Annotated in this window: 14 protein-coding genes; 8 read left to right on the forward strand and 6 right to left on the reverse strand. The window is 66.4% G+C overall.

Going from position 1 to position 13,553, the window contains the following annotated elements:
• Positions 1–12: 12 nt before the first annotated feature.
• The 3 genes from BKA23_RS03215 to BKA23_RS03225 form a co-directional block, all read right to left on the reverse strand.
• Positions 13–483 carry a MarR family winged helix-turn-helix transcriptional regulator gene (locus BKA23_RS03215; RefSeq protein WP_145225418.1) on the reverse strand — a complete coding sequence of 157 codons (471 nt, stop codon included), beginning with the start codon at positions 481–483 and terminating at the stop codon, positions 13–15.
• 249 nt (positions 484–732) lie between these two features.
• Positions 733–1,227: a transcription elongation factor GreA gene (greA, locus tag BKA23_RS03220; protein WP_145225420.1), complete on the reverse strand. Its 495-nt coding sequence runs from the start codon at positions 1,225–1,227 to the stop codon at positions 733–735.
• Positions 1,228–1,483: 256 nt separating this feature from the next.
• Positions 1,484–1,846 carry a DUF4307 domain-containing protein gene (locus BKA23_RS03225; protein WP_170226350.1) on the reverse strand — a complete coding sequence of 121 codons (363 nt, stop codon included), beginning with the start codon at positions 1,844–1,846 and terminating at the stop codon, positions 1,484–1,486.
• Between the two features lie 88 nt (positions 1,847–1,934).
• Between BKA23_RS03225 and mca the strand changes: the two genes are divergently transcribed.
• Positions 1,935–2,894 (forward strand): mycothiol conjugate amidase Mca, encoded by a 960-nt coding sequence (mca, locus tag BKA23_RS03230; RefSeq protein WP_246104423.1) that lies wholly within the window; start codon positions 1,935–1,937, stop codon positions 2,892–2,894.
• Positions 2,887–3,135: a hypothetical protein gene (locus BKA23_RS03235; RefSeq protein WP_145225424.1), complete on the forward strand. Its 249-nt coding sequence runs from the start codon at positions 2,887–2,889 to the stop codon at positions 3,133–3,135. Before mca ends, BKA23_RS03235 begins: the two co-directional genes overlap by 8 nt.
• Positions 3,136–3,297: 162 nt before the next feature.
• On the opposite strand, the gene trhA is transcribed toward BKA23_RS03235, so the two are convergent.
• A complete protein-coding gene (gene trhA / locus BKA23_RS03240) occupies positions 3,298–4,005 on the reverse strand; it encodes a PAQR family membrane homeostasis protein TrhA (RefSeq protein WP_145225426.1) in 708 nt (235 codons plus the stop codon).
• A 104-nt stretch (positions 4,006–4,109) separates the two neighbouring features.
• On the opposite strand from trhA, the gene BKA23_RS03245 reads away from it, so the two are divergent.
• Entirely contained in the window at positions 4,110–4,871 is a 762-nt protein-coding gene (locus tag BKA23_RS03245; RefSeq protein WP_145225427.1) for an isoprenyl transferase, read from the forward strand.
• A gap of 15 nt (positions 4,872–4,886) precedes the next feature.
• Here BKA23_RS03245 and BKA23_RS03250 read toward each other — a convergent pair whose 3' ends face one another.
• On the reverse strand, positions 4,887–5,870 hold the full coding sequence (locus tag BKA23_RS03250; protein WP_246104424.1) for a S66 peptidase family protein: 984 nt from the start codon (positions 5,868–5,870) through the stop codon (positions 4,887–4,889).
• A gap of 1,351 nt (positions 5,871–7,221) precedes the next feature.
• Between BKA23_RS03250 and phoH2 the strand changes: the two genes are divergently transcribed.
• From phoH2 to BKA23_RS03265, 3 genes are all read left to right on the forward strand, one after another.
• Positions 7,222–8,562 (forward strand): RNA 5'-3' helicase PhoH2, encoded by a 1,341-nt coding sequence (gene phoH2, locus BKA23_RS03255; protein ID WP_145225432.1) that lies wholly within the window; start codon positions 7,222–7,224, stop codon positions 8,560–8,562.
• Positions 8,563–8,977: 415 nt separating this feature from the next.
• Positions 8,978–9,646, forward strand: a complete 669-nt coding sequence (locus BKA23_RS17930) for an aggregation-promoting factor C-terminal-like domain-containing protein (protein ID WP_246104425.1) — start codon at positions 8,978–8,980, stop codon at positions 9,644–9,646.
• A gap of 190 nt (positions 9,647–9,836) precedes the next feature.
• On the forward strand, positions 9,837–10,253 hold the full coding sequence (locus BKA23_RS03265; protein WP_145225434.1) for a hypothetical protein: 417 nt from the start codon (positions 9,837–9,839) through the stop codon (positions 10,251–10,253).
• A gap of 31 nt (positions 10,254–10,284) precedes the next feature.
• Here the strand turns inward: BKA23_RS03265 and coaA are convergent, their stop codons facing one another.
• Entirely contained in the window at positions 10,285–11,253 is a 969-nt protein-coding gene (coaA, locus tag BKA23_RS03270; RefSeq protein WP_145225435.1) for a type I pantothenate kinase, read from the reverse strand.
• Between the two features lie 91 nt (positions 11,254–11,344).
• On the opposite strand from coaA, the gene glmS reads away from it, so the two are divergent.
• Together glmS and BKA23_RS03280 are read left to right on the forward strand one after the other, a co-directional pair.
• On the forward strand, positions 11,345–13,198 hold the full coding sequence (glmS, locus tag BKA23_RS03275; protein ID WP_145225437.1) for a glutamine--fructose-6-phosphate transaminase (isomerizing): 1,854 nt from the start codon (positions 11,345–11,347) through the stop codon (positions 13,196–13,198).
• Positions 13,195–13,545 carry a holo-ACP synthase gene (locus BKA23_RS03280; RefSeq protein WP_145225439.1) on the forward strand — a complete coding sequence of 117 codons (351 nt, stop codon included), beginning with the start codon at positions 13,195–13,197 and terminating at the stop codon, positions 13,543–13,545. The genes glmS and BKA23_RS03280 overlap by 4 nt, the downstream gene beginning before the upstream one ends.
• The last annotated feature ends 8 nt before the right edge of the window (positions 13,546–13,553 follow it).

The raw sequence follows: 13,553 nt of genomic DNA on the forward strand, positions 1-13,553 counted from the left end.
GCGCTCGGCGTCTCAGGCGGTTTCGGCTCCGATCTTGCGCAACAGGTCGCGCAAGGCGGTGACTTCGCGCGCGGTCAACTGAGCGAAGACCTCAGGGGGTGTGTTGTCGGCGATCTGCGCGCGCCTGGCCATCCGCCGGCCTGTCGGGGTCAGCACGATCACCTTGATCCGGCGGTCGGTCGCGTGCGCCTGACGCGACGCCAATCCGTGCTTCTCAAGGGTGTCTACCAACGATGTGACGTATGACGTGTCGCACCTGAGGCGTCGCGCAAGGTCGCGCATCGGGATCGCTTCATCGACGGGCAACACCAGCAGCGCGCGTAACGCGGCAAGTGGCAGGCCGGTGTCATGCACCAGTCGGTGAAAAGCTGCCATGGCTGCCGGATTGTGCGCGATGGCGCGGATGCGCTGCCATGCCTCCGTGGCGGGGTCTGCCCCGGGGTCGACAATGCCCGGTGCGGGAAGGTCTGCGGCCGAGATCACCTGTTGATGATATCGCGAAGCAATAGATGACTAAAACAATGGTTGAGCAACTCAATAATGTTGGTAGTTTGAGATCATGCGTCATACAGAGCAGGGGTTCGCCGTCGCCGTGGGCTGTCGTGGTGGCACTGGCGGTCCCTGATACCGACACCTCGGCACGCCGCAGCTGCGGCATACACAACGACAGACGAAACGGGTCGTTCGCAACGAAAACCGTTGCGAACGACCCGGGTCGCGTACGCGCGATGCTCAGCCGTGGTAGGCCGTGGCCTCCAGGATCTTCACCTCGATGATCTTGCCGTTGGGAGCTTCATAGGACACCTTGTCGCCGACCTTGGCGCCGTTGATGGCAGCACCCAGCGGGGACTTCTCGCTGTAGACGTCGAGCGCGGAATCGCCGGCGATCTCACGGCTGCCGAGCAGGAATTTTTCCTTGTCGCCGAACATCTCGGCGGTGATGACCATACCCGGGCCGACAACGCCCTCGGCCGCCGAAGCCTGCCCGACGACGGCGTCGCGCAGGATGGCCTCGAGCTGGCGGATGCGGGCCTCCATCTTGCCCTGCTCCTCCTTGGCTGCGTGGTAGCCGCCGTTCTCCTTCAGGTCGCCTTCCTGGCGAGCTTCCTCGATCTTGGCGGCGATCTCGCTGCGACCCTCACCGGAGAGGTGGTCGAACTCGGCCTTCAGGCGGTCGTATGCCTCCTGAGTCAGGAAGCTGGCCGAAGCGTCGGCAGTGTTGGTCACGGTGTCTCCTAGTGCAGTGAATCGTTGTGAACCCGGTGCGGATGTGGGCGATGTTGCTGGTCGGTCGCTGAGCAGTTGTCCGCGACCTCGCACGCACCGAACCGGGTGCCCTCGAGCGGTAAACAAGTGGGTCCGGAACCGCTCCGCGTCACTCGCGGATGCCGGTTCCAGACCCGTGTGTAGCCATCGATCATAGCACCGCGGCAGGCGTCGACCCGGTTCGTCGTGGTCCGGGGACCCGTGCGGGCGGTCCGGGTCAGTTGTAGTTGCAGGAGTCCACGAGCGCGGTGACGGCCTTGGATACCGTCTTGATCGTGACCGTGTATTGCGCGACGGACTTCTTGGTCGGAGGCAGCGTCACGTTGGCCACCCCGACCTCGTTGTGGCTGTAGTCCTGCGCTTCGAGGTTGCAGATGACCGACTTACCGTCCTGGTTGCCCACGTTGAAGACCAACTGGATGCTGCGGTCGTTGATGTTGTGCACCTGGGCGACGCCGAAATCGACTCCGCGGCTTGCTGCGATGCCGAACCAGGTCGCGAACGCTGTCATCACCACGACTCCGACAACTCCGATCACCCACCACTTGCCTTGACCGGGTGCGGGTTTGGGGATCGCCATGAGGTGAGAGGATAGGCGAGTTGTCTCAACGCCCGATGGGTGGTTCTGCACCGCGCCCCGGGCATGCCTCATCAAGGAGAGCGAACACGTGAGTGACCAGCTACGGCTGATGGCAGTTCACGCACATCCGGACGACGAGTCCAGCAAGGGCTCGGCCACGATGGCGAAGTATGCCGACCTCGGCCACCGTGTGATGGTGGTCTCCTGCACAGGGGGCGAGCGGGGGGACATCCTCAACCCCAAACTGGTCGACAACCCCGACATCCAGCGGGACCTGCCGCACTTCCGGCGGGCCGAGATGGCCAAGGCGCAGCAGATCCTCGGTGTCGAGCACACGTGGCTCGGTTTCGTGGATTCCGGGCTGCCCGAAGGCGATCCGCTGCCGCCGCTGCCGGAAGGGTGCTTCGCGCTCGAGCCACTCGACATCACCACCGAGGCGCTGGTGCGCGTCATACGCGAGTTTCGTCCGCACGTGATGACGACGTATGACGAGAACGGCGGTTATCCGCACCCCGACCACATCATGACGCACAACGTGTCGGTCGCCGCCTTCGCCGCGGCCGGTGACCCGACGGCCTTCCCGCACGCCGGCGAGCCATGGCAGCCGCTGAAGCTGTATTACGACCGCGGTTTCTTCAAGGCAAAGATGGTGGCCTTCCACGAGGCACTGCTCGCCGAGGGGCGCGAATCGCCGTACACCGATTGGTTGAAGCGGTGGGACGACCGACCCGAGGGCCGGGTGACCACCCGTGTTGAGTGCGCGAAGTATTTCCCGCAGCGAGAACAAGCGCTGTTGGCGCATGCGACCCAGATCGACCCGGACGGGCAGTTCTTCACGCTCAGCCCCGCCGAGCAGGGCCGGATCTGGCCGACGGAGGAGTTCGACCTGGCGCGGTCGTACGTCGCGCTCGCGGAGGGCGAGGACGACCTGTTCGCCGGATTGCCGCGCAGCGCACAGGAAGCCGACCACCTTGCGACCGGTGACGCCGGGACGCTGATCATCGATGACGTCGTCGAACGTCAGGCAAAGGAGCGCCACCATGGGTGACGGAGGCAATGAGAGCGTTGCGGTCACAGCCGGCATCTGGGGATTCCTGGTGCTGTTCGCGCTGGCCATCGCCTGCTGGCTGCTGTTCCGCAGCATGAACAACCACCTGCGCGGAGTGCGCTGGCGCGAGGAGGACCGCGAGGCGGCGCTGCAGGAGCAGCAGGCGCAGGTCATCCCGCCGCGTCCGGTCACGCCGCCCGCGACGGGCACCGACGGGACTGCGGCGCCGCCTGGCGTCTGAGCCGACCTCCGTCGGCGCACGAGTCGCGCCGAGTGAGTCCGACAGCAGCTACCGGCGAGCGGTGACCTGGCAGCGACGCAGTGCGCTGAACGCCGCAGCCCCGTCATACCGATTGGTATGACGGGGCTCTCATGCGTCGTGAGCGGTCGGGTCGGGGAGCGGTCAGATCGAGGTGCCGTGCTGGTAGATCGCCATCGAAGCTGCGACGTAGTGAGCAGCGAAGGCGAGAATCGTGAACGAGTGGAAGACCTCGTGGAAACCGAACCAGCGCTTGGAAGGATTCGGGCGCTTGGTGCCGTAGACCACCGCGCCGAGTGTGTAGAGCAGTCCGCCGACCGCGATCAAGGTCACGACGGCGACGCCACCGCTGCGCATCAACGGTCCGAAGTAGAAGACCGCGACCCAGCCGAGGGCGACATACACCGGGGTGTAGAGCCATCGCGGGGCGCCGACCCAGAAGACCCGGAACGCGACTCCGAGCGCGGCGCCGCCCCAGACGATCAGCAGCAGAGTCGTGGCCTGGCGACGGTTGAGCAGCGTGACCGCGAACGGCGTGTAGGTGCCGGCGATGATCAGGAAGATGTTGGAGTGGTCCATTCGCTTGAGCAGCCGCTCGACGCGCGGAGTCCAGCGGCCACGGTGATACACGGCCGACGTGCCGAAGAGCAGCACCGCCGTCAGGGCAAAGATGCCGGCGCCGATGCGGGCGTGCTCGTTGGGCGCGAGAGCGACGAGCACGATGCCGGCCACCATGGCCAGTGGGGCCATCCCGGCATGCAACCACCCGCGCAGCTTCGGCTTGACCGCCCGCAGGAGTTCGGCGGCGTCCTGCTGCAGTTGTCCTGCGGCATCGCGGGAGAGTTCGACCATGCGATCAAGAGTAAGTTACGGCAGCGTAGGTGTCAGCCTCGCCGTGTTATCCGTTGGCTAGGACTACCCTGAGAGGTGAACTCGACCGGCGAAGGGGATCGAACATGCGCGTGAGCGATCTGCTCTACAGCGCTTATGAGCGGCATGTTCAGCACTCGCTGCCTGTTGAGAATCTGCCCCGCCACGTCGGTGTCATGCTCGACGGCAACCGACGGTGGGCCAAGGCACGCGGCGCCAACACCGAATCGGGGCATCAGGCCGGCGCCGACAACATCAAGCCGTTGCTCGGCTGGTGCGAAGAAGCCGGTGTCGAGGTCGTCACGTTGTGGCTGTTGTCGACGGACAACCTGAACCGGCCCACGGCGGAGCTCACGCCCCTGCTGTCGATCATCGAGCGGGCCGTGCAGGGCTTGGCTGCGGAAGGTCGCTGGAGGCTGCATCCGGTGGGGGCGCTCGATCTGCTGCCCGACCAGACCGCCACTGTGCTCAAGGAAGCTGCCGACCGGACTGCCGATGCCGACGGCCTCATGGTCAACATTGCCGTCGGGTATGGCGGTCGCCGCGAGATCGCCGACGCGGTGCGCGCGATGCTGCAGGAACAGGCAGCGCAGGGGCGTTCGCTCGAGGAACTCGCCGAGATCCTCGACGTCGAGCACATCGCGGATCACCTCTACACCAAGGGCCAGCCGGACCCGGATCTGGTGATTCGCACCTCGGGAGAACAACGGCTCGGGGGGTTCCTGCTCTGGCAGAGCGCGCACTCGGAGTTCTATTTCTGTGAGGCGTACTGGCCGGATTTCCGACGAGTGGATTTCCTGCGGGCACTGCGTGCGTATGCCGAGCGTGATCGTCGCCTCGGTCGTTGAGCGGTTATCGGCGCGCTATTCGCCGAAGTGCGCGGTGATCGTGTGGGTTCGGCCGTCGACAGTGACCGGACCGCCATACGGCAGCAGAAGTTGCGGGCCGGTGTGCCCGAAGTCGACATCCAAGACGACAGGTATGCCGGGCGCATACGTGTCGATGGTGGTCGTCACCACGTCGCGGTATTGCTCGCGCACGGCAGCAGCCTCGGTCGCGGTCGAAGGATGATCGTGATCACTGACGGGCGGCCTGGCCCACAGCACCGCTGACGCGCCGCCCAGGATTCCGCGTTCGCCGAGGTTGCGGAGTAGATACCCCACTTCGGTCGGGCTGGGCTGATCCTCGGAGATCTCGAGCATCAGGATGGCCCCGACATACTCCTCGGTCGAATGCATCCACTGGTTGGTTGCGAGGGTCCACTCGACGATCTCGAGGCATCCGCCCCACGTCGGAGCGGTCACGGCGGTGGTGTCGCAGTGCCAGGTCCATGGCTCTGCGGGCAGGTCGGGTGCGGGCGTGACCAACACGTCGGGGTCGTCCCAGCGCAGGCCGACATCGCGGGTGCGCGTCGGCGGAACCAGCACGTGGTCGGTGCCGAACAGCGCGGCTCGCAGCGAGTCGAGGTGTTCTGGATCCGGCACGGGGCCAAAATGGACCTGCGTCGATCCTCCGTACACCCCGGCAATGCCGTGAAACCACAGGTAATTCAGCAGATTCGTGTTGTCGCTGTAGCCGAGGAACCGCTTGGGGTTTGTGGTGATCACGGACATATCCAGATGTCGCAACACGGTGATCTGGTCGTCTCCGCCGATCGTGCTGATGACGGCAGTGATGGTGGGATCGGCGAACGCCGCGTTGAGGTCGGCGGCGCGGGCTGCGGGGCTCGAGGGTGCTCTGGTCGTGGCGAACTCGACCGGGTGGAGACCGAATTCGTCATGGAGTCGCTGTATCGCGCGGTCGTGAACCTGCGGAAAGAAGTGCGGCGCGGCCCAGCTTGGGGACACGACGGCGACGCGGTCGCCGCTTCGCACAGGTGGGGGCAGAGGTCTCGACTGCGGCATACGCAAGATCCCATCGCGATCGCCGGGAGTCGGTCAACCGAATTGCCAGGGAGGTGGGGCGCGCTTGGTGTGCGGCGCGTAAGTCGCCGATGCGGTCTTTGTGGGTGGCGCACGCGTCGCTTCGGTCACATGAGTCGCATCAGGCACACATAAGTCGCCGATGCGGCGAGTTCCGCGGGCGCTGCGCCCCTTAGAGATTGCGCGGGTAGGTGCTGGGTGTGGCGCCCACCGTATCCGCCATCGCCCTCCGTACGTCGCCGAATCGGCGACGTACGGGTGCCCGGGCTGGCCCCGGCACAGCGAGTGCATGGTCGAGATGACGATTACTTCCCAGTATCGCGACCGCGACCGGAAGTAATCGTCTTTCCAACCACCCCAGCGTTACTGCCGTGGCGTATGTGGCGGGTGGGAGTCACCGCACCACGCGAGGGGTCCTCGTCGTCGCCGCATCGGCGACTGATGCATGATGCGTGAGGCCTTCGGGGCTCATGCGACCCATGAGGCGACCCCTGGTGCCACATCGGCGAGGTACAGACTGTGCGGGCATGTACTCGGCGCTCGCCAGGAGCCGGCACGGTCGCGAGGAGCGGGCACCGCGTCTGTTACCAGTGGGATCTCCGCGTCCGCACCGAACGACGCCGAGCCCGAGCCGACCGACGACGCCTGGGTGAGGGATCTCCGCGTCCGCACCGAACGACGCACCCCGATCATCAACGCGTTCATCGCCCTGGCCAAGACGATCACCATCACCCGACTCCTCATCCGCACCGCCTAGACCACCCACCGCTGGAACCCAGGCCCACACACCGGCCATGACCTACCCGCGCGATCTCTAAGTCGCCGATGCGGCGGGTTCGGGTGGTGCGTGGTGCATAAGTCGCCGATGCGGTCTTTGTGGGTGGCGCACGCGTCGCTTCGGTCACATGAGTCGCATCAGGCACACATAAGTCGCCGATGCGGCGAGTTGCCCGGGGGCTGCCGACTTCCGCATGTGATGGGTGTGGTTCAAAGTGACGAATGGTGCTGGTGTGAATGAACATTCGACGACGATCACTGTGAGATGCCACGACACGCCGCGCCGCGCCGTCGGCGGTGCGCGAGGAAGTCGGAGCTGCGTCATACAGTCGGAATCGACGTGACGCGATCCGCGCGGCGCGTTCGGGAGGCCCACCACATGGAGCGATCTTTGCTCCGGACGGAGGGCCGGCACCGGCTCTCCTGGGCCCGGTCCCGGCACCTCGTCCGAGAGTAGGTCACACGGCTTGCGCCGCTGTGCACCTTGAGGAGATCGACCATGGCATCCAGCACGTCTTCGCCTTCGACCGCCACGACCCAGCCGCGCGAGCCCGACCACCGCACCTACGTCCTCGATACCTCGGTCCTGCTGTCCGATCCGCGCGCCATGACCCGGTTCGCCGAGCATGAAGTGGTTCTGCCGGTCGTCGTGGTCACCGAACTCGAGGCCAAGCGTCACCACCCTGAGCTGGGGTACTTCGCCCGCTCGGCGTTGCGGATCCTCGACGATCTGCGGGTCGTCAACGGTCGGCTGGATTCCCCTGTGCCGATCGGCGACGGCGGCAGCCTGCGCGTCGAGCTGAACCACACCGACCCGCAGGCGCTTCCCGCCGGATTTCGCCTCGGCGACAACGACACGCGCATCCTGTCGGTCGCCCGCAATCTCGCCAACGAAGGCCACAACGTCACCGTCGTCAGCAAGGACCTGCCGATGCGGGTCAAGGCATCTGCGGTCGGCCTCAACGCCGAGGAGTACCGCGCCGAACTCGCCGTCGACACCGGCTGGACCGGCATCACCGAGCTGGATGTCTCGCGCGAGCAGATCGACCAGCTGTATGACGATGGTCGTGTCGAACTCGCCGATGCTGCCGAACTGCCCTGTCACACCGGGGTCGTGATGCTGTCGCCGACCGGCAGCGCCCTCGGGCGGGTGATGGCCGACAAGTCGGTGCGCCTGGTGCGCGGAGACCGCGACGCCTTCGGCCTGCACGGCAGGTCCGCAGAGCAGCGCATCGCTCTAGACCTGCTGCTGGACCCCGACGTCGGCATCATCAGCCTGGGCGGCCGCGCAGGCACCGGAAAGTCGGCGTTGGCGCTGTGCGCCGGGCTCGAGGCGGTCATGGAACGCAGACAGCACCGCAAGGTGATCGTCTTCCGCCCGCTCTACGCCGTCGGCGGCCAGGAGTTGGGCTATCTGCCCGGCAGCGAGAACGAGAAGATGGGCCCCTGGGCGCAGGCCGTGTTCGACACGCTGGGCGCCGTCGTCTCGCACGAGGTGATGGAGGAGGTCGTCGACCGGGAACTGCTCGAAGTGCTGCCGCTGACGCACATCCGCGGTCGTTCACTGCACGACGCCTTCGTCATCGTCGATGAGGCGCAGTCGCTGGAGCGCAATGTGCTGCTGACGGTGCTGTCGCGAGTCGGTCAGAACTCCCGCGTCGTGCTGACCCACGACGTGGCGCAGCGGGACAACCTGCGCGTCGGTCGCCACGACGGCGTCGCCGCCGTCATCGAGAAGTTGAAGGGGCACCCGCTGTTCGGCCACGTGACCTTGCACCGCAGCGAACGCAGCCCGATCGCCGCGCTGGTCACCGACCTGCTGGAGGGTCCGGACGCCTGATTCGGACTTTCGTGCCGATGCCGTGCGAGCGGGGGGCTGGGCTGATACCGGCTGGATGGCAGCGCCACCCGCAGCCGCGCCAGCCTTCCGTCTCACGCATTTCACGAAGAGTGACGCGGCGGCCGGGTGTGGTCATCCACCACTTCCGGCCGCCGAGTTGCGGCCAACGGCCTGGTTTGAGACTCTGGTCCGGTTGTCTCAGTTCGGTAACGCTCCGGCCCCCTGCAGAGATAACACACTCGGGACGCGCTCGACTCCCAGGCCGACAGGCCTGAGCCGCAGTGCGTCCTTGCATGTGTCCCCTCTGAAAGGTTGCTCTATGTCCCGTCCTGTCGGACGTCACCGTGCCCGTCGCGATACCGGGGTCCGCGCGCTACGCAGACCCGCGATTGCAGCAACTGCAGCGATTTCGGCAGTGTCAGTTTCGGCAGCGGGATACGCATCCGCCGCTTCGGCGCTCTCCGGTCCGGCCAGCGCCGACCTGCAGTTGCGCGGTCAGGCCGACGGCCTGGATGCGGTGAACGCAGGCAACTCGGCCGTCTACGCCAACGGCGATTCGCAGAGCCAGGCCGCGGCGCAGGCCGTCGCCGCGCGCAATGCGGCCAACGGCAAGTCGAAGGGGGCGCTCGCCAGCCTGGCCGCTCAGGCACGCGCGCTGCAGGCCCAGGCCAATGGGTCGGCGGCATCCGCTCGTGAGGCCGCTGCGGCGCAATCCGACTCGAGCAGCAGTTCGTCCGGTAGCGGTAGCGGTAGCGGTGGCGGCACGACTGTCACGACCTTCTCCGGAAGCCCACAGGCCATCGCTGCGGCGATGCTCAGCTCCTTCGGATGGGGCCAGAACCAAATGGGCTGCCTGGTCAGCCTCTGGAACCGCGAGTCCGGCTGGAACGCCAGCGCCGAGAATGCGTCCTCCGGTGCCTACGGCATCCCGCAGGCGCTGCCGGGCAGCAAGATGGCCAGCGCCGGTGCTGACTGGCGCACCAACCCGGCGACGCAGATCAAGTGGGGCCTGGGGTACATCGCGTCCCGCTACGGCTCGCCGTGCGGCGCCTGGGGTCACTCTCAGGCCACCGGCTGGTACTGATACCCCGGATCCTCTCGCATCTGTTCATTCGAAGATCTGTTGATCGATCGTCTTATCGGCGACCCTCCTCGGCCCGCTGACGGCAGGTGCAGCACGGTCGCGTGTGCGGGCCTGAGAGATGTCGGCACCGCCATACGCGTCGGCGCGTTTGTGATGTCGCTCGGCACGATCTTCACGTAACTTAAGGCCCATGTTGTTGCAGAAGCGCTGGTTCGTCGCGTCCTACTGGGTGGCGGCGGTCGTGCTCGTGGGGGTCGCCGGGGCACTGGGCGCACGGTGGGGCGACGGCGAGGCTCCGAACTTCGACAACGACGACAAGGGCGGGGTGCCTGCGACCGGTATGTCGCACCTGCTCTACCAGGTGTTCGGCGGGATCCTGCTGGCCGCACTGGTTCTGGCGATCTTCTCCGGGGTGTGGCTGCTGATGTGGATGCGCGCCCGGCGGGCGGCAGCCGCGGCCGATGACGGCGCTGACGAGGTGATCGACGAAGACGAGATGTCGGTCGACGACGTGGAGCACATGTTCGACGACGAGGACGACGACTCAGAGCCCGATGACGTCGAGGCGGATGAGGTCGCGGGCAGCGCCCCGAACCGCACCTGGTGATCCGGTGCTCGACCGTCGCACCGTCACACCTTCACACCTTGCGCAGGCGGATCCTGGTCACCCCGTGATCGGGGCCTTTGGTCAGCACGAGCGTCGCCCGGCTGCGCGTGGGAGCGACGTTCTGCGTGAGATTCGGCGCGTTGATGCTGTCCCAGATCTGCACCGCGCGGTCGACGGCCTGCTCGTCGGACAACTGGGCATACCGGTGGAAGTAGGACTCCGGATCGGCGAAGGCCGTCTCGCGCAGCCGCAGGAAGCGATCGACATACCAGCGGCGGATGTCCTCCTCGCGGGCATCGACATACACCGAGAAATCGAAGAAGTCGGACACCGCCAGGTTGTTGCGGCGGTCCGGCGTCGGGATCGAGGGCTGCAGGACGTTGAGCCCCTCGACGATCAGCACGTCCGGCTGGCGCAGCACGATGCGTTCGTCCGGCACGATGTCGTAGGTCAGGTGCGAGTAGACGGGGGCGCTCACCTCGGACTTGCCGGCCTTGACCTCGGCCAAGAAGCGCACCAGCTTGCGCCGGTCGTATGACTCCGGAAAGCCCTTGCGTTCCAGAAGGTTTCGTCGCTCGAGCTCGGCATTCGGAAACAAGAATCCGTCGGTGGTGACCAGTTCCACGCGCGGTGTGTCCGGCCACCGAGCGAGCAGTTCGCGCAGGATCCGTGCCGTGGTCGACTTGCCCACCGCAACCGAGCCGGCGATGCCGATCACGAAGGGCGTGCGGGCGGGCGTCTCACCCAGGAAGTCGGTGGTCACCCGGTGCAGCCGCGTCGTCGCGCCCACGTAGATGTTGAGCAGTCGCGACAGCGGCAGATAGACGTCCTGCACCTCTGGAAGCTCGAGCCGGTCGCCGGTGCCGCGCAGTCGGCGAACGTCCTGCTTGGTCAGGCTCATCGGATGCGAGGCGCGAAGGCCGGCCCAGGCGGCGCGGTCGAACTCGACGTACGGCGACGGGATCGACGGATGGTGGCGGGACACCGCGCCATTGTCCATGACACCGTGCCCCTGGCTGCAGGTATGGCGACCGGACTCACCCGTGCCGGTGATTCAGTGACTGAGCCGCTTCGACGTTAGGGTGTCGCGCATGTGTGGAATCGTGGGTTATGTCGGTCGCGACGACAGCACCAAGGCGCTCGACGTGGTCCTGGACGGTCTGGCTCGACTGGAATACCGGGGATATGACTCCGCCGGCATCGCGCTCGTCGCGGGCGATGTCGTCGAGACCCGGAAACGCTCCGGCAAGCTGGCCAATCTGCTCACGGAGTTGGACGAGCAGCCGCTGCCGGAAGGCCGCACCGCGATCGGTCACACCCGGTGGGCAACCCACGGTGGACCCACGGACGCGAATGCGCACCCGCATCGCGGGGGCACCGACGGCAAACTGGCGCTGATCCACAACGGCATCATCGAGAACTTCCACTCTCTCAAGAGCGAATTGCTCGACGCCGGAGTGCATTTCGAGTCCGAGACGGACACGGAAGTTGTCGCCCAGATGCTCGCCGAGCTGTATGACGGCGACCTCACTGCCGCGATGCTGGCCGTCGTCAGTCGACTCGAAGGCGCCTTCACCCTGCTGGCAGTGCACGCCGACCAGCCCGGTGTCGTTGTCGGCGCGCGACGTAACAGCCCGTTGGTCGTCGGACTCGGCGACGGTGAGAACTTCCTCGGCTCCGACGTCGCGGCCTTCATCGGATACACCCGCGCGGCGATGGAGCTGGAGCAGGACCAGATCGTCACGATCACTCCGGAGTCCGTCACGGTGATCGGCTTCGACGGCCAGCCCGCCACCGGCAAGCAGTTCCACGTCGACTGGGATGCCGCTGCTGCTGAGAAGGGCGGCTACGACACCTTCATGGAGAAGGAGATCCACGAGCAGCCGCAGGCGGTCAACGACACGCTGCTGGGGCGCACCAACGAGGTGGGCGCCCTCGAACTCGACGAGCTGCGCATCTCCGAGGAGCAACTGCGAGCGGTCGACCGCATCACGATCGTGGCGTGCGGGACAGCGGCATACGCGGGGATGGTTGCGAAATACGCCATCGAGCATTGGACGCGCATCCCGGTCGAGGTGAGCCTGGCGCACGAGTTCAGATATTGCGACCCGATCGTCGACGACCGGACGCTGGTCGTCTCGATCAGCCAGTCCGGCGAGACGATGGACACGCTGATGGCGGTCAAGCATGCGCGCGAACTCGGTGCCCTGACGATCTCGGTGTGCAACACCCACGGATCGACCATCCCGCGCGAGTCCGACGCGGTGCTCTACACGCACGCCGGCCCCGAGGTCGCGGTCGCATCGACCAAGGCATTCCTCGCGCAGATCACCGCGTGCTACGTGCTCGGGCTCTACCTGGCCCAGCTGAAGGGGCAGTCCTACGCGCAGGACGCCAAGGCCGTGATGGCGCAGTTGCAGCAGGTGCCCGACCGGATCACCGAACTGCTCGGCGACCTTGACCGGGTGCGCGAGATCGCCCGGTTCATGGCCGACACCCGGTCGGTGCTCTTCCTGGGCCGACACGTGGGATTCCCGGTCGCGCTGGAGGGGGCTCTCAAACTCAAGGAACTCGCCTACATCCACGCCGAGGGCTTCGCCGCGGGCGAGCTGAAGCATGGGCCCATCGCGCTGATCGAGCCGGGGCAGCCGGTCTTCATCGTGGTGCCCGGGCCGGACACACCGCACGGTCTGCACGGCAAGGTCGTCTCCAACATCCAGGAGATCCGTGCTCGCGGTGCGCGCACCCTGGTGATCGCCGAGGACGGTGACGACGCGGTGGTGCCCTTCGCCGACGAGGTCATCCGGGTGCCACGCACGGCTCCGCTGCTGCAGCCGTTGCTGACGGTGGTGCCGCTGCAGGTCTTCGCACTCGAACTGGCCACGGCCAAGGGCCTGGATGTCGACCAGCCGCGCAACCTGGCGAAATCGGTGACCGTCGAGTGATCGTCGGGGTCGGCATCGACGTTGTCGACGTGCCTCGATTCATGGCGAAGCTCGAGGCGACACCGGCATTGCTCGAACGACTGTTCGCGCAGCCCGAGCGCGGTCTGCCGCCGAACTCACTTGCCGGCCGGTTCGCGGCGAAAGAAGCGCTCGCCAAGGCGCTCGGTGCGCCCGCCGGATTGCACTGGGTCGACGCGGTGGTGATCAAGAACGCCGACGGTCAGCCGTCGTGGTCACTGCACGGCACCGTCGCTGCGCGAGCGGCGCAGCTGGGTGTGACCGCGCTGCACCTGTCGATTTCGCATGACGGAGGGATCGCCTCTGCCATCGTCGTGGCCGAGAGCTGAGGAGAACA

Source organism: Rudaeicoccus suwonensis (genome assembly GCF_007829035.1).
Lineage (GTDB): Bacteria > Actinomycetota > Actinomycetes > Actinomycetales > Dermatophilaceae > Rudaeicoccus > Rudaeicoccus suwonensis.